The sequence below is a fragment of the Streptomyces sp. NBC_00286 genome (genome assembly GCF_036173125.1).
Lineage (GTDB): Bacteria > Actinomycetota > Actinomycetes > Streptomycetales > Streptomycetaceae > Streptomyces.
The window spans coordinates 4,120,882-4,137,699 of the sequence record NZ_CP108054.1 but is presented as its reverse complement, the minus strand read 5'-3'; the positions used below and the strand labels follow the sequence as shown (position 1 = coordinate 4,137,699).

20 protein-coding genes are annotated in these 16,818 nt (G+C 68.3%); 2 read left to right on the top strand and 18 right to left on the bottom strand.

What is annotated here, in order from left to right; translation table 11 throughout:
• Positions 1 to 28: 28 nt before the first annotated feature.
• Together OHT21_RS18665 and OHT21_RS18660 are read right to left on the bottom strand one after the other, a co-directional pair.
• On the bottom strand, positions 29 to 199 hold the full coding sequence (locus OHT21_RS18665; RefSeq protein WP_328769471.1) for a hypothetical protein: 171 nt from the start codon (positions 197 to 199) through the stop codon (positions 29 to 31).
• Positions 200 to 511: 312 nt separating this feature from the next.
• Positions 512 to 1,012 carry a YfbM family protein gene (locus tag OHT21_RS18660; protein WP_328769470.1) on the bottom strand — a complete coding sequence of 167 codons (501 nt, stop codon included), beginning with the start codon at positions 1,010 to 1,012 and terminating at the stop codon, positions 512 to 514.
• Positions 1,013 to 1,264: 252 nt separating this feature from the next.
• Here OHT21_RS18660 and OHT21_RS18655 point away from each other — a divergent pair, with 252 nt between their 5' ends.
• Positions 1,265 to 1,729: a hypothetical protein gene (locus OHT21_RS18655; RefSeq protein WP_189326273.1), complete on the top strand. Its 465-nt coding sequence runs from the start codon at positions 1,265 to 1,267 to the stop codon at positions 1,727 to 1,729.
• Positions 1,730 to 2,132: 403 nt separating this feature from the next.
• A complete protein-coding gene (locus OHT21_RS18650) occupies positions 2,133 to 3,905 on the top strand; it encodes a hydroxysqualene dehydroxylase (protein ID WP_189326272.1) in 1,773 nt (590 codons plus the stop codon).
• A gap of 349 nt (positions 3,906 to 4,254) precedes the next feature.
• On the opposite strand, the gene OHT21_RS18645 is transcribed toward OHT21_RS18650, so the two are convergent.
• From OHT21_RS18645 to OHT21_RS18570, 16 genes are all read right to left on the bottom strand, one after another.
• Positions 4,255 to 5,958, bottom strand: a complete 1,704-nt coding sequence (locus OHT21_RS18645; RefSeq protein WP_328769469.1) for a tyrosine-type recombinase/integrase — start codon at positions 5,956 to 5,958, stop codon at positions 4,255 to 4,257.
• 626 nt (positions 5,959 to 6,584) lie between these two features.
• The gene (locus OHT21_RS18640; RefSeq protein WP_328769468.1) at positions 6,585 to 7,070 is read right to left on the bottom strand and encodes a hypothetical protein; all 486 of its coding nucleotides are present in this window, start codon (positions 7,068 to 7,070) and stop codon (positions 6,585 to 6,587) included.
• A gap of 114 nt (positions 7,071 to 7,184) precedes the next feature.
• Complete coding sequence (locus OHT21_RS18635; RefSeq protein WP_328769466.1) at positions 7,185 to 7,841, bottom strand: hypothetical protein; 657 nt, start codon at positions 7,839 to 7,841, stop codon at positions 7,185 to 7,187.
• An 82-nt stretch (positions 7,842 to 7,923) separates the two neighbouring features.
• Positions 7,924 to 8,913, bottom strand: a complete 990-nt coding sequence (locus tag OHT21_RS18630; protein WP_328769465.1) for an N-6 DNA methylase — start codon at positions 8,911 to 8,913, stop codon at positions 7,924 to 7,926.
• 7 nt (positions 8,914 to 8,920) lie between these two features.
• A complete protein-coding gene (locus tag OHT21_RS18625) occupies positions 8,921 to 9,571 on the bottom strand; it encodes a hypothetical protein (RefSeq protein WP_328769464.1) in 651 nt (216 codons plus the stop codon).
• A 98-nt stretch (positions 9,572 to 9,669) separates the two neighbouring features.
• Entirely contained in the window at positions 9,670 to 10,068 is a 399-nt protein-coding gene (locus OHT21_RS18620; protein ID WP_328769463.1) for a hypothetical protein, read from the bottom strand.
• Positions 10,068 to 10,439, bottom strand: coding sequence for a hypothetical protein (locus OHT21_RS18615; RefSeq protein WP_328769462.1), 372 nt, complete (start codon positions 10,437 to 10,439; stop codon positions 10,068 to 10,070). The genes OHT21_RS18620 and OHT21_RS18615 overlap by 1 nt, the downstream gene beginning before the upstream one ends.
• A gap of 83 nt (positions 10,440 to 10,522) precedes the next feature.
• Positions 10,523 to 11,068, bottom strand: coding sequence for a hypothetical protein (locus tag OHT21_RS18610; protein ID WP_328769461.1), 546 nt, complete (start codon positions 11,066 to 11,068; stop codon positions 10,523 to 10,525).
• Positions 11,069 to 11,074: 6 nt separating this feature from the next.
• The gene (locus OHT21_RS18605; RefSeq protein WP_328769460.1) at positions 11,075 to 11,803 is read right to left on the bottom strand and encodes a hypothetical protein; all 729 of its coding nucleotides are present in this window, start codon (positions 11,801 to 11,803) and stop codon (positions 11,075 to 11,077) included.
• 33 nt (positions 11,804 to 11,836) lie between these two features.
• Positions 11,837 to 12,619: a hypothetical protein gene (locus OHT21_RS18600; protein WP_328769459.1), complete on the bottom strand. Its 783-nt coding sequence runs from the start codon at positions 12,617 to 12,619 to the stop codon at positions 11,837 to 11,839.
• A gap of 30 nt (positions 12,620 to 12,649) precedes the next feature.
• Positions 12,650 to 13,333, bottom strand: coding sequence for a PP2C family protein-serine/threonine phosphatase (locus tag OHT21_RS18595; protein WP_328769458.1), 684 nt, complete (start codon positions 13,331 to 13,333; stop codon positions 12,650 to 12,652).
• A 90-nt stretch (positions 13,334 to 13,423) separates the two neighbouring features.
• Positions 13,424 to 14,104, bottom strand: coding sequence for a hypothetical protein (locus OHT21_RS18590; RefSeq protein WP_328769456.1), 681 nt, complete (start codon positions 14,102 to 14,104; stop codon positions 13,424 to 13,426).
• A gap of 17 nt (positions 14,105 to 14,121) precedes the next feature.
• A complete protein-coding gene (locus tag OHT21_RS18585; protein WP_328769454.1) occupies positions 14,122 to 14,445 on the bottom strand; it encodes a hypothetical protein in 324 nt (107 codons plus the stop codon).
• 99 nt (positions 14,446 to 14,544) lie between these two features.
• Positions 14,545 to 14,814, bottom strand: a complete 270-nt coding sequence (locus tag OHT21_RS18580) for a hypothetical protein (RefSeq protein ID WP_328769453.1) — start codon at positions 14,812 to 14,814, stop codon at positions 14,545 to 14,547.
• Positions 14,815 to 14,888: 74 nt separating this feature from the next.
• Complete coding sequence (locus OHT21_RS18575; protein ID WP_328769452.1) at positions 14,889 to 15,692, bottom strand: helix-turn-helix domain-containing protein; 804 nt, start codon at positions 15,690 to 15,692, stop codon at positions 14,889 to 14,891.
• Between the two features lie 22 nt (positions 15,693 to 15,714).
• The gene (locus tag OHT21_RS18570; RefSeq protein ID WP_328769451.1) at positions 15,715 to 16,791 is read right to left on the bottom strand and encodes a PD-(D/E)XK nuclease family protein; all 1,077 of its coding nucleotides are present in this window, start codon (positions 16,789 to 16,791) and stop codon (positions 15,715 to 15,717) included.
• Positions 16,792 to 16,818: the final 27 nt, after the last annotated feature.

Here is a 16,818-nt window from a genome sequence, read left to right as displayed (position 1 = left end):
CCGACCGCCATTGGACACACCCCAGACCTCAACATCCCTCCATACCTTGCGCGTTGGCTTCGCTGGCGAGGCTGGGAATGTGCGCCGTCAACGCCGGAAGACCTCGCGGCTCCGATTGATCGCGCAGATGCAGCATGAACCACAGCACGGGGTCGTTGTCGATCACCACCTGCGTGCGCCGTTTGCCTTCCTCGATCAACCCGTACCGCCTGGACGACGCGGACGGCGGGTACAGCAACGCCGGTCGCAATCTGCCCGCCAGCGGGTCACTGGAGCCTCTTCGCACAAGCTCTACGAGCTGCGACCACCTACGAGTAGTCCGTGGCTCAAGGCAGACGTACGGATCGGACGGCCGATCCCGTGCCAGATCGTGCGGGGAACCACGGGGAATGGCGGGGACCAGGGCACCGGACAGTCAGGCCCCGCGCCCGCTCCGCCGCAGTTCAGCCAAGCAGCCTCCCATCGAGAACCCAAGCTTCCCAAGCTGAGGTCTCACTGCTGTCTTGGCCCGTCAGTCCAGCCAGACGAGCATCGCGTCGTCCGCTCTGGCAGCAGCCTCGAAGAACTGCGTGAGACCGTCGTACCAAGGACGCCCCCACTCCAGCGAGCCAGGCTCACTCCATCCGAGCGGATACACCTCGGCGCTGGTCAGTTCGGCAGGGTCCACGCCGCTGATGAGCTGGGCATAGCTGGTGGCCCGCAGAGCTTCCGCCGCGAGGCGGACCCGTTCAGGCCGCAGGTACCTCGGAGGCCCGTATCCCCAATCCTCATCCTCGGTGAACGGTTCCTCGCCGTGGATCACGTTCACGGGGAACTCGGCGCGCGCCAGCAGGAAGCGGAGCATGTCCCAGGTCTTGTACGTGCTGTAGTGACGCGCCTCGGCCAGCGCGGGCTCCGACTCCTCCTCGGCCTCCTGGACCTCTTCGACGAAGTCCAGAGCCCAGTCGGGGGCGTGGATCGCTCGGTCAAGCTCAGCAGCCGTGACACGCAGGTACTCACCGATCATGCTCATGGCCGGACACTAGACGAGGTCACTGACAACGGCCGCCGGACGGACCGTCTCAGTTTCCGTCTCATTCAGCCGGGGTCACCGGCGTTCAGCGGAGACCCGGAGCCGATCCCGGCCTGGTGATGAGCCACCCATGAACGCAGGTGAACGCCCCTGCACACAGCCCGCCACCCCACCAACACAGTTGGAAATCGTGTTGGTGTGAGAGCGGAACGGGTACTGCGCCCCTTCGGCGATACGTGATCAGCTTGGGGTGTGGAGACCATCATCGCCAGTGCCATAGCCGTTCTGGGGACCCTGCTCGGCTCGGGGCTCACCCTGGCGTTTCAGCACCGCACCACCGACAAGGGGCATCAGTTCACGCGCCATGAGAGGCTCCGCCAGGAGCGACTCGATGCTTACTCCGCCTACGCCGGCGCACTCATCAACTACCGCCGCTGCCTGGTACATCTCTGGTTCTGCGAACACGAACAACCACCACACGAGGACCCCGGCGTGGTGCGAGTCCGCGCATACGACCTGCGCTCCAGCGCCCAAGAAGCTCTCTTCCGGGTGCAGATGCTCACCGATGACGAAGCCTTGAGCGAGGCGGCAGAAGCTGTACTTGCGGACGTAACAGCCCTGCCCAAGACGGACAGCAGAACCGAACTGGACCGGCGCAGGGTGAAGACCCGCGACGACATCAGTCGACTGGTCAGAGCGTCCAAGCGCCATCTCTGATGCGCCTGCCAACGCGCCTGCACGTACGGTCAGTCCGTCAGAGCCGGGCGCCGGGCGGGCCGCACCACAAGCGCACCAGATGAGGCGGGGAACAGCGGGGAATCACGGTGAAAGCGGCCCAGCCTGAGGAGGCGGCAACCGGGGCGTTCCTTGAGGTCATTGCCCGGAAAGCATCGAATGATCGCAGCTTCCCAAGTTGAGAGCGCGAGTTCGATTCTCGTCACCCGCTCCAATGAAGACCCCAGGTCACTGACCTGGGGTCTTCATTGGAGCGGGTGACGCAAACGCGCCACATTCGCGCGCATGCCCACGTCAGTCATGTCCATGCCTTCCGCGTCGAGGGGTACTCCCTTAGGCTCCTCCGCCGGACCACAGGCGTTACCGACGGTAGGGGAGACCGGTCATGGGGCGAACGGGCAGCACTCGACGCACCTTTGTGGTGGGGGCCGCTGCCGCAGGCGGGGCTGTGGCGCTGGGCACCGGCACGGCGGCTTCAGCGGCACCGGCGCAGGGACGGCAGCAGGCCGTCGCCGTGCTCGGCGGTGGCGTCGCCGGGCTGACCGCGGCGCATGAACTCGCCGAGCGGGGCTTCGCGGTGACCGTCTACGAGCGCCGGGCGCTCGGCGGCAAGGCCCGCTCCATGGACGTACCGGACAGCGCGAAGGGAAGCCGCAAGCCACTGCCCGCGGAGCACGGGTTCCGCTTCATCCCGGGGATCTACCACAACCTCCCCGACACGATGCGGCGCATCCCCTTTCCCGGGAACGCAGGCGGCGTCTGGGACAACCTGATCGCACCCAAGGAGATGATGTTCGCGCGGAACAACGGCCGCGAGGATCTGCGGATACCCATCCCCGGGGAGAAGGAGCCCGCCGAGCTCACCCTCGACGACATCAGACGCGCCCTCACCGGCCTCCTGGAGACGGGATTCAATCTTCCTCTCCATGAGATCGCGTACTTCGTGAACCGCGCCGTCGTCTTCCTGACCAGTTGCGACGCGCGCCGCAACTCCACCTGGGAAGCCACCCCTTGGTGGACTTTCGTACGCGCCGGGCAGATGTCGAAGGAGTACCAGCGCATCCTCGCGGTCGGCGTCACCCGCAACATCGTCGCCACCAAGGCTGAGGAGGCCAGCACCCGCACGGTCGGCACCCTCGGCGAGGCCTTCGTTTTCAACGCGCTCGGCCGGGGTGCGGACGGCCCACCCGACCGGATCCTCAACGCACCCACCAATGAGGCCTGGATCGACCCCTGGGTGGCTCATCTCACTTCCCTGGGCGTGGAGTTCCGTATCGGCTGGACCGTGCACGAGGTGAGGCTGGGCGGAGACGGGCGGGTCTCCGAGGCCGTCATCGAGGATACGGACGGCGTCCTTCGCTCCATAACTGCCGATCACTATGTCTCCGCCATGCCGGTGGAGCACGCGCGGCGCACCTGGAGTGCCGGACTACGCGCTGCCGACCCACAGTTGGCACGCTGCGACAAGCTGCAGACGGACTGGATGACGGGCCTTCAGTTCTATCTGACCGAGACGCCGCCCGTGGTACAGGGCCACTTCAACTGCATCGACTCGCCATGGTCGCTGACCGCGATCGCCCAGGCCCGGCACTGGCCAGGGCGTGACTTCGCCGCCGACTACGGCGACGGCGTGGCCAAGGAGTGTCTGTCGGTGGATATCTCCGAGTGGGACAAGCCCGGCGTCCTGTACGGCAAAACGGCTAAACAGTGCACCCGCGAGGAGGTCGCACGCGAGGTGTGGGCACAGCTCAAGGACGCACTCAACGACACCGGCAAGACAGTGCTGCGCGACAGCACGCTGCACTCGTGGTTCCTGGACCCCGGAGTGGACGGGATCGGCACCCCGCACCCGACCAACCAGGACGAGCTGCTGATCCACCCCGTGGGCACGCTGCACAACCGCCCTTCGGCCAGGACCACGGTCCCGAACTTCTTCCTGTCCGGGGATTACGTCGCCGTGGACATCGACCTCGCCACCATGGAGGGCGCGAACGCCTCGGCCCGTCAGGCGGTCAATGCCCTTCTGGATCAAGCAGGTTCGAGTGCGCCGCGCTGCACGGTCACCCCGCTGTTCCGGCCGCCGGAGCTCGAGAGCCTCAAGCGCCACGACCACTTCCGCTTCAAGGCCGGCCTGCCGAACGCGTTCGACCTGGGGTGATCCAGTCGGGAGCGGTCGCTCGACCTGATCAGCCATGACGCCGGCGAGGGCACCCTTCTCGTCGCCCTCCCAGCTGCCAGCCGGGGAGCACTCACTCTGGAAAGCCGGGGCTCTGATCACCTACGGACAGCGGCCTGCTCGCCCAGCAGCCCCAGGTGCGCGTCGGCACAGCGGAACGCGCGCACCGGGCGGCCGCACCACAAGCGCACCAGATCAGGCGGGGAACAGCGGGGAATGGCGGTGAAAGCGGTCCGGCCTGAGGAGGCGGCAGCCAGGGCGTTCCCCCAGTTCATTGCCCGGACAGGCCTCGAATGATCGCAGCTTCCCAAGCTGAGGGCCCCGGGAACTGTCATAGCGGACGGCCGTCGGGACTTGCTCTGGTCGACGACATGCCCTGACTGCGTTCGGCGTTGGAGGCCTCCTCGTGGACCTCACGGACGACGGCACGACGACCTCGGCTGACCTCGATCAATCCGTCCTTCTTCAGCTGGGTGAAGGCCCGGTGCGCGGTACCGACCGAGACGCCGTGGGCCTGGGCGATGTCGCCGACGGTGGGGACATCCTCACCGGGGAGCATCGTGCCGTCCTTGATGGCACCAGCGAGCTCTTGGGCGATCGCCTCCCAGGGAGCGAGTTCTCGAGGTGGGGCTGCCTCCATCTTGGTGGTCCTGCCGAGGGGACCCACCTCCGTGTCCGGGCGGGCTTGGACGGCTGCCTCGCACTGGCCGCACAGGGCTTCGGCCCCGTCGTCGGTGACGACGAGCATCGCCCACAGCGACTCGTTGCCGCACCCGCAGACCAGGCGCAGCCCGTTGATGAAGGTCGTGACCGGCTGCTCGGCGAGCAGCCCTTCTGGCACCGGCAGCTGCTTGGCGAAGGCGGTGACGGCCTGGCGGTCCGAGGTGGCCAGGAAGGCCGCGTAGTACTTCAGCGTGGTCGCACCTCCGCCGCCGTGGCCGACGCGGCCGGCGACGGTTCGTACGTCGGCACCGGCGCCCAGGAGCTCGGTCACGTTGTACGCGCGCAGGTCCTTCAGGCGGTGGGTGTGGATCTTCAGGTTCTTCGCGAGGCGGCGGTATCGCTGGCTGACGCTCGACGGCACGAGCGGGGCGGAGCTGTCGGCTTCGCCGGAGAACACGAAGGCAACGCGCGCGAGTTCACCGCCGAGCGCCCTGCAGCGTTCTTCAGCACGGGCTCGGTGGGCGACCAGAACGGAACGTGTGATCACGTCGATGGCCTGCTTACGGCGCTGATGGGTCTTGGTGTCCTTGATCCGGCGGCCGTTGATGGAGTGCTTCACGAACAGTTCGAGCCGGTCGAGATTGATGTCCGACCAGCGCAACGCGCACATCTCGCCCCGGCGCGAGCCGGTCACCATCGTCATGAACAGAAACGTCCCCCAGTCCAGGTCCCGCTGCCAGGCCGTGTTGAGAACGAGGACCGCTTCTTCGGGAGTCGGTGGGTCGGGGTTCGGCTTGGGCTGGGAGGGCGGCTCGGCGAGGGCTGCGACGTTCGACGTCACGTAGCCCCACCGCAGGCCGCGGTCGAGTGCAGGCCGGAGGATGAAGTGAATCTTCCGGATGGAGTTCGGTTCGAGGGTCTGGCAGACGTGCTTCTGCTTGGTCTTCGGGTCGGCCTTGCCATTGCGTCGGCCCTCGCACTGCTCACGGCACTTCCGCAGCCGGGAGTAGAACAGCTCCAGCATCTCAGCGGTCAGCTTGCCGGCCTTCAGGTCACCGAAGGTCGGCTTGAGGTAGTTGCGGATGATGCCCTCGGCCCGCTCGTACGACGTCTCGTCCAGCTCGGCGACACCGAGCCAGCGGTCGAGGAGGAAGGACATGGTCACCTGCGTCTTGGGGTGGCGCTTCTCGTCGACCTGGTGGAGGAGCCTCGTGCGCGCCTTCTCTGCCTCGGGCTCTGTCTCGGCCTGCTCGTGGAGGTAGATGTCCTTCTTCGTGAGCGGGTCACGCCCGGCGTAGACCCGGACCTGAAAACCGGCCCCGTTGGGTCGGATGCTGCCGCGCTGACGTCGCCTGGATGTCTTGGTCGCCATGGTTCTGGAACCTATTCATGGTTAATGCCATGGCTACGACGAACAGCGCGCCTACCTCGCAGAGGTAAACGCGCTGGTCAGACCCTGTGCCCCCGGCAGGATTCGAACCTGCGACACCCGCTTTAGGAGCAAGTCAAGTAGCTTAATGAGTATTCGGAGTTAGTTGTATGGGGGACCAGCGGGTTCGGCGGGTGGCGGAGCTGCCGAGGCGTCATATGGGCTCTGTAGAGCGTGAATAAGGGTCCTATCGAGTCCCGGACGGTCCCGAACTCTTCTGGGGTGTACCAGGCACGACGGTCCCACTTTGGTCTCACCGAGACCGACTGGTCCCACTCTGGCCTCACTTGGCCTCACCGGAGTTGTTGAGTCCGACGGCGGGGCGTTGCCGGGTCGAGCCTCCCAGGTGGCGCCGTCAAGCGCGTTCTCTTGAGCACCGCTCGGCTTTCGGGGCGAGGGTTCAATTCCCCGGTTGTACGGAGGTCGCCGAGCCGCAATTCCCGGTGGGTGCGGCTGCGTTAGGACGGCCGTCGCTGCCTTCGATGGGGCGAGTTGGTATCTGTCTGGTGCATCCCGCTTTGCGAAGATTTCGCTGTCGCATAGATCCGGCCAATCTTTCGAGCGCTCGGCTAGCAAGAGAGGGGCGGGCTAGCCACAGGCGGGACGACGTAGCCGAGGCAGCCGCAGTACTCGTAACACCTGGAGTCCTCGGGCGCGGCGGGCGGCACGCTCTGGTGGGCTCCGCGTGCGTGGCCGCAGTTAGGGCGGGCGCAGGGCGGGTAGTGCTGGTTGTCGTGGCGATAGGCGGAGAGGCCGACCTGGTGGATCGTATTGCCGGTGCCGAGGGTGGGTTCCGTGTCGGCGTAGCAGCCGCCCCAGCCGCGGTCGTGGGTGAAGGCGAAGGTGCCGGCGAAGTCGAGGGCGCCGCAGCGTCCGCAGCGGTACTGGGGGCAGCCGTGTTCGTCGGGTGGGATGGGTTCGCCGGTGCAGCAGTCGATCTTTAGGGGTTCGAGGTAGGTGGCGTGGCGGGCGGCTCGGGTCGCGTGTTCTGCCGCGCGGGCGGAGTTGCGGTCGAGGGCGGCTTGCTTCTCGCCGAATAGGTCCAGTTGTGTCATGACAGTTCTCTGTGCTGCTGGTGTGTGGCGGGTGCGGGGCGGGCTTGTGGTGCGTCCCGCACCCGGGGTGTTGGTCAGTTGCTCGTGACGGATTCGGTGGGCTGCGACTTCCGACTACGGTGCGGTGTCCCTCGGTTTTGCCGTGCCCGCTGCTGGCTTTGTGCCGCGTCGTGGCCGGGCGGCGGTCGCGCTCTTCTTCGGCTCGGTCTTCCTCGCGGGCGCCGTCTTCCTCTTCTGGCCCTTTGCGGGTGGCTTCGAAGCGTCGGCGGCTTTCGTTGAAGTGGTGGGTGTGGCGGCCTTCTTGGCCGATGTGGGACGCGGGCGCTTCTTCGGGAAGGCGCGCAGCGGCGGGCGTTTGCCGTCGAATGCCGGCAGGAGCCTGGTGCGGATGTTCCGTGCGGTGGTCGCGGCGGGTGGGTTGTTGGTGAAGCAGACGCCGACGTTGTAGCGGATGCCGTTGGTCAGGTGCTTGAGGCTGTCGGTGTACGACGCGGCGTCGCCCTCGTTATCGAACTCGCGGGGTGGTACGGCGAGGGCCCAGGTCTGGACTGCCTCGCCTCGCCAGAGGCGTTTGATGCCGATGCGGCGGCCGTCGGGGTGGGCGAGGTACGCGGTCAGGTCCGGGCGGGAGTCACCGTCGGTGGCGACGGTCCAGCCGTCGCCGAGTCCTGTTGCGATGGCAGTGACGTACTCGGCGAAGTCCGCGGGGATGACGCGCTCCGTCTTCCGGGTGTCGGGGTCTTGCGGAGTACTGGTTTTCGTGGGGCTCACGGGTGTCCTTCTCGGTCGTCTGGCGAGGTGTGGGTTGAGGGCCATGCCTGCGGTGGGCCGCGGGTGAATCGGGACGGGGCTCTCAAGCCGCCGTTCCCTCGAGGAGCCGGTCGAGCGCGTCGATCATTCGGCGTGCCCTGTGCTCGAACAGGGCTTGTTCGACGACGGCGTTGCGGTGCTTGATGATCGCGGCGCGTTCGGCGAGGGCCTTGGCCAGGCCGCCGTCGTGTTCGGCGAAGGTGTTGGCGCACCAGATGGCGACGTTGGGGCCGAGGTCCCAGACGATGGCGTTCACGGCGGCGCAGGCGGTCGACAGGGGGTCGATGTCGTTGCCGTACCAGCGGAAGTCGTGCGGGTTGAGGTTGAGTTCGCGCATGCGTTGGGCGACAGAGCGGAACATGCCGCCGCTGCCGATGGCGGGTTCGCGTACGGACATGCCCGGTCCGCAGGTGTCGTCGTCGACGAGGACTTGTGCCATCAGGTCGGTGATGCAGGGCGGTGTGTGGTACTCGCCGCGCCACTTCTTGTCGCTCTTGTGGCGCAGGCCCGTGAGGAGGGGGCTGAGGATGTCCGCGCGGGAGCGCAGGTACGGGTCCTCCTCGGCGGTGATGTCGAGCAGGCCCGTGTTCACCGCGGTGTGCACCACGGCCTGGACGGCGCGTAGTCGGTAGTCGTCCGGGTTCTCCTCCACCCAGGCGTGGAGCGGGCGTGCGACCTCGATCAGGTCCGGGCGTGCGGACCATTGGACGCCCCAGATCTCCCGCAGCAGTGGCGGGAAGTGGGCTGGTTCGAGGGTGAGCAGCCAGTCGGCGATCAGTGGTTCGCGGAAGAAGCAGAGCGCTGCGACGGTGCCGAGGGGGACGTCCATGCGGTTGCCGCCGTAGCTGCTGTACCAGGCGGACATGACGTTCTCGGCGATCTTGTTGGCATGCTGGTAGGGATCGCGGGGTGCTGCGTACTTCCTGCGTCGAGGGGTCTGGGCTGGGTTGGGCTTGGCGGCCTCCGCCTCGCGATGTCTAGCGCGCTCCTCGAGTTTTTGCTCCACCTCGCCGAACAGGTCGAACTGGACCATCACCGGGTCACCGCCCCGCCGTCTCGGCGGGCGGAGTGTCCGCCGGAGCGAACGGGTGTGGTGGAGCGCCCGCGGGGACAGATGCAGGGCCCGCCTGGAGGATCGCCGTGGCGCGTTCGGCTCGCTGTAGGTAGTAGGCGTGGTGCTCGCGGAGGCGCCGCATGCGTTCCTCGTGCTGTGCGATGAGGCCGCTGTAGCGGTTCAAGGAGTGGGGTGCGCAGTGGTGTTCGTGAGCGCGGCGCAGCTCCGGGGTCCAGGGCTGGGCGAGCCAGTGACGGGCCAGGGCGGCGACGATGGCGGTGGTCCGGCGGGCTGTGCCCTTCGGAGCGCGTACGGGGGCGCTGATGATCAGGCGGTACGGGCGGAGGCGGAGGGCGCCCGCGTCGAGGGCGGTGCGGGGGAAGGACTCGGTACCGGCGAGCGTGACGCCGAAGAGGACCGGCGCCTCGTCCATGCGGAAGCCGTACGGGCCAGTGCCGTACGCGACTTGGAGGATCTCCTCCATCGGGTCCTGGACGGCCTCGGGGTGTCGGTCGGGTTCCCAGCCGAGGGTGAAGGCGCCGATGTCGGTGACGCGGTAGACGGCTTGTCCGGTGTCGAAGTCGGCGAACTCTGCGACCTCGAGGGCCGGTCCGCTGCCGACGGTGAAGGTCAGCACAAGGGTGCCCCTTTCTTGAATCAGGCATGGGTGGGGTAGGGGGCCGGCCGATCGATGTCGTAGGCGCGGCCCCCTGGTGTGGTGTGGAGGGGCTGGGGCTATCCGCCGTGTTCGGCGCGCCAACCGTTGACGTACGAGCCGATCTCCTCGGCGAGGGGTTCGAGGGACATGTCGCCGGGCGGCTCGCCCTCGTCCGTGGTGGTGTCGTAGATGACCTTGGCCGTGCCGTACGTGTTGTCGACGTGCACGGCCTTCCAGCCGCCGAGCTCGCTGCGGGCGTCGTACCAGGGGAGCGACTCGCGGCCTGAGATCGCGACGTACTGTTCGCCGTCGGTCGTTAATTGGACGGTGATGTTGAGCTCGTTGCCGGGCCAGTCCACGCCGACGTCCGTGCAGTGCTGTTCGAGGGCTTCGATGACGTCGGCGTACAGGGCGCGGGCCTTCTCTTCGTCGGCGCGGCGCAGGAGTTGGACGGCGCTGAGGTAGTGGAGGGCCATCACTCGGTCTCCGTGAGCTCGTCCAGGTCGGGGACGTGGTCGGCGCAGACCAGGGAGAGGGGTTCGCCGTCGTGCGGGAGGTCCAGTTCGATGTCCTGGCTCTTGCGGCACAGTAGGCAGGCAAGGTTGACCGTGCGGAGCATGCGTAGGGCCTTGACGGGGGTGTTGGCCGGGAGGTGCAGCGGCTCGTCGCGGCCGCGGACGGTGAGGGCGAGGAGGGTGAGTTCGGCGAAGAGGGCGGTCTTCTCGACGCCAATCACGGTGAGTGGGGTGCTCGGTGCGTCGGGGAAGGCGAACACGTCGCCGGGGCGCAGCTCGTGGACGTACACGGGTCTGGTGAAGCCGAGGGCGACTACGGCGTGACCGTTCATGCTGAGGGCTCTCTTTTCGTTGTAGACAAGGGAGTTGAGTGCTTCGGCGGCCTTCTCGCACACGGCCACCGGAGGTGGTTCGGCTACTCGTCGATCAGGGACACGGGGCCGTCGAGCGGCCCGCGGCCGAGCGCTTCGGCAATGTGCGGAGGAACTCGCGGCACCTGCGCGGCGTGGAAGGTGAGTTCGCCGCTCGCGAAGTCGATGACGACGGTGCCGTCCGGGTCGACGCTGGTGACGAGTCCGTAGAGCGGCAGCTCAGGGTGCTTGACCCATTCCTGGACGGCGAGGGGTGGCAGGTGGTGCGGGCACAAGCCGTGGTCGCGCAGGGAGAGGTGCGGGGCCGAGGGGTGCCAGCAGGGTTCTCCGTCGGGGCGTGGGTGTTCGCAGCCGCGGGCGATGTGGCCGTAGCCGTCGCAGCGGATCAGTACGGGGCTGGGCCACGGTTCTAGGGCTCGTACGACGGCGAAGGTGACGGCGCCGCGCGGGCCGTGGTCGTGGTGTGCGACGTACTCGATGGTCAGGCCGATCGCCGTGGGCCAGGTCTTCAGCACGTTCGCCGCGATGGTCTGGGCGTGCACGGCGGGTACGGAAGGCACGGCTGGCTGGCGCTGAATGAGCAGGGACATGACACCTCACTCCCCGTGCGTGTTCGTCTGGGGGAGCAGGAGAAGCGCCGTGTGCGTCGCCGGGCCCCCAACCCGTACGAGGTGCTGGGCGCGCAGGTGCGGCAGGGCATGGATCTGCAGGACGAGTGCCGAGATCTGCCGCTCGGTCTCCTGCGGGAACAGCGAGCCTTCGCCGCTGGCCGGCCTCGGCCCGGCGATCACGTCGATGCTGAGCTTCGTGACGTCCGCACGGTCGACGTTGAGTACCCGGCACCCGCGGCCGACGAACTCGACCGTGACCAGCCCGGCTTTCGGATGGTGCGCTCGTACGAGCTCGGCGAGCCGTTCAGCCCGGTCGGCCGGAGGAAGGTCGAGTACCCAGCGCCGGTCCGGTCTGGGATCGGGCCGTACGGTGCTCCAGGCCGCCGAGTGCAGTCCGGCGAGCGCGTCGCTCAGATCGTCGGCGAGTTCGTCCAGGTCGAGGGCGGCGGTGGCGCCGTCCTGGCGTACGTCGAGAAGCTGCTCCTCCGTACCGTCGTGGCGAGTGGTCCACAGAGCGTGCAGCTCGATCCTCCGGTCGTGCGCGGAGTGGTCGAAGGTGAGGTGCGTCGTCTCCGGGTACGCCTCGGCTACGAGCGCGGCGACGTGGTCGAGGACGGCGATCTCATAGTGGGCCTGTGCCTCATTGAAGGCGTCGACGGCGAGCTTGCGGTGACGTAGGGCTGTAGTGGTTCGGATCGGCGCTGTGTTGGTCATCAGGGATGGGTCCTTCCGGGACGGGTGATCAGGTCAGGGGCGGGGCGAGGTCGCCTCGGTGGAGTCCGGCTCGCGGTACGGGAAGACCAGCTGCCACAGGTGCCCCTCGCGGTCCGAGGCGAAGTCCGCGCACGGGGTGAGGTGTTGGCGGCGGAGGTGCGGCAGGGCGTAGAGCTGGCCAAGGAGGTGCGCGAGTTCGTGGGAGACGTCGTACGGCCAGGGGCTGTCGTCGGTCTCCGGCGAGCAGCGCGGGCACGGGATGCTGATCGTCTTGCCGCCGCTGAGCGTGAGCTGCTCGAAGCCGACCGCGATGCCGCCGTGGTCCGCCTCGAAGCGGCAGATCAGGGACTCGGCGTCCGGGATGTGGCGGCGGACGACTTCGGCGACGGTGGCGGCGCGGTCGGCCGCCGGGAGGACGACCCAACGTCGGCGGTTGCGGTGCTCGTAGAGAGGGTGGGGCTGGACGACTCCCCAGCGTTGGAGCAGGGAGTGGGACAGGATCCGGCTGAGGTCCTCGACGAGTTCGTCCAGGTCCAGCGGCCCGTCCTGCCAGTCCTCCGTCGCTTCGTCGTGCGGGTTGTACAGGAGGCGGCAGGTGTCACGTCCGGGCTCCTGGGCGCCCCAGATGCCGTGGAGTTCGATGTCGTCGGACGGGTGGAGGCTGACCTCCAGGTACGCGGCTTCGGGATGGGCGAGGCGTACGCGGGCGGCGATGTCGTCGTGGAGCGCGAGGAAGAGCGTCTCGCCTGCCTGGACGTACGCGGCTGCGAGTTCGGGGATTGGGAGCTCGGTGGGGCGAAGTTGCTTGTCGCTCAAGGGAGTTGACTCCTGAAGAGGGATAGGTGGTCAGTGAGTGCGGCGGACGACGACGGCTGTCGCGTTGTCCGGTCCGTTGATGCCGGCCGCGCTGGCGAGGAGTTCGGCGCCCTCGGTGGGGTCGTCGTACTGGAGGGCGGCGACGATCGTCGGGTCGGTGAGGCTCTGGCTGATGCCGTCGGTGCACAGCAGGACGGCGACGGTGCTGCAGGCGGGCAGGGACGTGGTCACGAACTCGTGGCGCGCGACGGTGCGGGTGACCTTGCGGTCGTACAGCGGCAGCGGGCCGTGCTTGCCGGTGTGGCGGCGGATGCGTTCACCGAGGGAGTGGTCGTACGTCGCTCGCTGGAGCTGCCCTTCGGTGGTGAGGACGTACGCGCGGCACACCCCTGCCCAGGCGATCTGGACGCGGCTGTGGGACGGGTCGAACAACGCGGTGACGATGGACGCGTCCGCGGTGATCCCGCTGACCGTGAGCTGGTTGCGGGCGCTGACGCAGCCGACCTCAGGCATCGCGGCGAGCGCCGCGGCGGCGGCCTCCTCCGCGGTCAGGTCGGCCGCTTTGGCGGCTGCTGGCGTGTCGCCGATGCCGTCGGTCACGGCGACGGCGATACGTCCGGTGGCCTGATCGCCCGCGACTGCGAACGCGTCAGCCTGGACTTCGCGGCGGCCTTGCCGTTGCGCGCCTCCTGCGCGCCAGGGTGTTGGGGGCATGGCTGAACTCCTTTGCAGATGACAGGGGTTGGACCGGGGCCGGGCGTCGCGCACGGCCCCGAATGGGTGCTCCAGATGGCGGCTGTGGTGCTACGGCGCGCCGACCGCGGCCAGCGGGGCGGCCTCGGTGACGAACTGCGGGCAGGAGCCGAAGCGTTCGTGCAGCGTGTGCTCCTTCTCCCACTGGCCGCAGCGGACGCAGCCGGGCTGGGCGCGTCCCGGTGCGGGGCGGGCGACGTACACGCCGCGCAGGTCACTGTCGGTGAAGACGACGATGCCGGTGGCCTCTTCGAGGCAGGCCGCGCCCTGCCGGCGTGCGGTGGCCTCGCGCACGGTGCGGCGCAGCAGGGCTCCGGACCAGTCGAAGCCGGTGCAGTGGCCGTCTTGCGGGTCCTCGTACGTCACGCGGTACGCGGCGAACGTCGCCTCGGCGGGGTCGGTGATGGGGCGGGCCCAGAACTCGATGGGGCGGTCGTCGTCGCGTGGCTCGGGTGTGGGGGCGACGGCGGCGACGATGCGCATGATGACGGCGCCGTCGGGGAGCCCGGCGTGATGGGCCGCGCGGGTGCACAGCTCCTGGAAGCCGGAGACGCCGTAGGCGGCGAGCCACCGGTCGGGGGTCAGCTCTCTGCCGAAGTTGGCGCGGTAGTCGGCGCGGTCGCGGCGTTGCACGGCGGCGATGACGCTGACGGCGCGCTCGATGACGTCCGGGGCGATGCCGTACTTGGCGGCTTCGGCGTGCAGTAACTGTTCCCGGGTGGGCTGGTCCACGTCGCTTTCTCCTTACGTCAGGCGTGCGGGAAGGTGGGTGGCGGGGTGAAGTGCACGGACGCGGTGCCGTGCAGGACGTTCAGGCGCGCGGAGAGGCGCCGGCCGAGAGTGCGGCCGTGCATGGCGACGCCGCTCTCGTCGGTGACGGACTCCAGGCACCAGCGGCGATGGCCGTCGTCGAGCGTGAACTCGTACAGCTCGCCGGGGCGGATGCCGCGCAACGTCAGGACCCGTACGGGTCTGCCGTCCGGGGCGGTTCGGAGGGCGGGCGGGCCCTGGACGCGGGCGGCGATGACTATCGCGACGATGTCGGCCAGGGGGATGTTGCTCGTGCTGCTCATCGGTTTCCTCGTGCTCTGGTCGGGGCGCCCATTTGAGGGTGCGTGGGGTCCTACGTCTGTCGCCACACATGTCACGACGTGCGAAAGCGCCGTACGCGATCAGAGGTCCCGGTACAGGTCGGGACGGCCCGTGACCTCACGCAGGGCGCAGACGAGGAGGCGGCCGGCACCCTCGACGCCGAGGACCTCGGTGATGAACTGCACCGGAGTGACCGTACGGCCGAGAGTCTCGCCGTAGGCGCGGGCCAGGGCTTCGCCGATTACGCGCGCCTGCTCCTGGGCCTGCGCGAACTGCTGAGAGGTGACGCCCTGGTCGGCGAGTTTCGCGGTGAGCGCCCGCCGTTCGTCGGGGGTGAGATGTCGGAACACCGGTCGAATCCTCCGAGTTGGAATGGGTCGATTTGCAATGTTGATAACATTTTATCAACATTGATCAACTGACGTCAAGTGTTCTTTATGTCGGCTCGAGCGCTCCCCAGGCCCTGACCTCGGCCTTTCCTGATGCCCTCACGCGCGGCCCGCCTCAGGCCGTCCAGAGCACCCCGAGCCTTGAGCTCCGCCGCGCGGGCTCGGTGAGCCCGGTCCTCCTCGAACCACTGGCGGTCCCGGCCGCGAGCTCGCTCGTCCTTCTCGAGCTTCTGCTGAGCTGCAGCAGCGGCACGACGGGCACGTGGACTGGTGCCGCAGCCGCGGCAGTTGGCGGCGAGGGCATCGGGGTGGGCCGCGCAGCCGCCGGTCCCGTCGCGACCGTTACCGCCCGCCGGGGGTAGGGGGGTATTTCTCTGGTGGTTCTCTGACGGTTCCCCGGCCAAAGTGGCCGGTTCCCCCGCCGGTTCTGGCCGCTGGTCAGACTGGCCGGTGGCCGTTTTGGCCGCCTGTTTTGCCCGCCCTCCGCCGCCCTTCTTCCCGGCCTTCTTGCCCTCCGGTGCCGCCGCGCCGGGACCGGCCGCTGTCGAGCCCGACGACGGTGGTGCCTGTGGGCGCGGGGCATGGATGGTGTAGCGGTTGCTGGTGCGGCGCCCGTCCGAAAAACGGGCGTGCGACACGATGAACCCCTGCTCATCCAGCCACTCAAGGTGCCGGCGTACGGTGCGCTCTCCTTGACTCGTCTTTGCCGCCAAGGTGGCCTGCCCGGGAAAGCACGACCACGACTCATCGGCGAAGTCGCACAGGGCAAGCAGGACCAGTTTCGCGCCCGGCTTGGTGATGTCCTGCCGGAAGGCCCAGGCCATGGCCTCGATGCTCAACTGCCGTCCCCCTCTTCCGTACTCAGGAGGTCTCGGGCAGGCGCGTGACGCCGATGGTGCGGGAGGTGCGTCCGCCCGACTTCAGCGGGATGTCGAGGCCGAGGCCCTCGAGGATGCGCTGCATCGCCTCGGCGTCGGGCTCGGGCGGGCGCGGCTTGCCACCGGACCAGGAGAGCTGGAAGTTGCCGTAGGTGCCGGCGTCGGCGGCGTCCAGCATCTTTCGGGCCTTGGCCTTGCGTTTCTTCGCGGCGCTTTCGATTTCGGCGGCGTCGGCGTACGCGCTCAGGGCGTCGGTGATGGCCGCGGTGTCCTCGGCGAGGATTGTCTGCGGGGCGCGTCCGTCGTCCGCGAGCTGGTCGAGTTGCCAGCAGGTGGTCTTGAACGGGCAGTTGTCGCAGATCACCGACAGGCCGGGGCCATCGAGGTCGCGCGGCATGGCCTCGGGCTCCGGACTCTCGAGGACGTCCTCGGCCCAGGCGAGCGCCTGCCGCGTGACGTCCTCGTCGTACGCGCGCTGGTGGACGACGACCTGCCCGTACTCGCGCCCGACGTAGCGCAGCCGTACGACGTCGACCTCCAGGGGGTCGCCGGTCGGCAGGTGAGGGTGCTCGGTGAGGCCGCCGGTGCGCAACAGGTATGCGTAGAGGTGGACTTGGAACCACTCGTGCCGACTCGGTCCCTGTCGTACGACGACGTCGAGCGCGCGGGTGGACTTGGTCTTGACGTCCTCGACGACGCCGGGAATCTGTCCGCTCGGCGTCCAGTAGGCGTCGGCGTGGCCGAGGATGACGCCGTTGGTGAGCTCCAGTTCGGTGTGGGCGCCGTACTGCTCGGCCAGCACGCGCAAGATGCCGTCGTGCAGCCAGGTGCCGAGGATCGCGGCGTGCATGTTGTCGTCGAGGTCGGTCGGCCAGGTGCCGTGCACCTCGTACGCGGCTCGGCGTCTACACAGGCCGATGGAGGACGGGCCGAGCTGTCGTTGCCGGGAACGAGGCCGGGAGCGGTCGTCGCGATGTGCTCCCTTCCAAAGGTCGGGGACCGGGACTGTACTGACGTCGACGGACGCGTCGGTGGATGCGTCAACTGTGTCCGTGGGCATGAGTTCTCGCACTCTCTCGGGCCCGAG